At 67.5% G+C, this 643-nt stretch carries 1 pseudogene; it reads left to right on the forward strand.

What is annotated here, in order from left to right:
• Positions 1–601 (forward strand): annotated as a pseudogene (locus G8O29_RS18200) (transposase); the annotation flags it as partial.
• Positions 602–643 lie beyond the last annotated feature (42 nt).

Here is a 643-nt window from a genome sequence, read left to right on the forward strand (position 1 = left end):
TGCCCGACCTGCTCGACCAGATCCCGCCGGAGCAAGAGATCGCCAGCGTCACCGCCGACGGCGCCTTCGACACCCGCAAGTGCCACCGCTGCGGGGGCTTACGCGGCCCCATCAGGGGCCACGGTCCCCCTTCGCACCATTGCGGCACGAGGTGCCGCTGCGTTCGGGCATGCCCTCGAACCGGTGGCGGGCATGCCCTCACTCCCGCCCCGCAAGAACGCGAAGCCCTGGAAGCCCGACACCGCCGGGGCTGTCGCACGCAACGAGATCCTGCGCACCTCAAAGCGCGTCGGGCGGACCATCTGGCGACGATGGTGAGGGGCCAGCCCGCCACCGGTCCGAGGGCGGCCCCGAACGATATCACCGCCGAAGCCGTGCAAAGACCAAGATGCACTGCGTCAAGCTGCCGGGTCAGCGCCTGTCCGCCGTTCGCCATCGGGCTCGAACCGATGGCGCCTCGATGGCTCACCTTCGACCGTCAGGTTGCGGAGTTCCAGGTCAGGGTCATTCGCCATTGTCGCTCGGACCGATGGCGCGACATGGCTCATTGCTCAACGGCTTCACCGCACTCGGCACACCCATCACTGAGGCCAAGGGATAAGTCCGTCTGGGGGAAGGGGAACTCTGGCCTTCAGGAGATTTG

Source organism: Rhodobacter calidifons (genome assembly GCF_011174775.1).
In the GTDB taxonomy this organism is placed as follows: domain Bacteria; phylum Pseudomonadota; class Alphaproteobacteria; order Rhodobacterales; family Rhodobacteraceae; genus Tabrizicola; species Tabrizicola calidifons.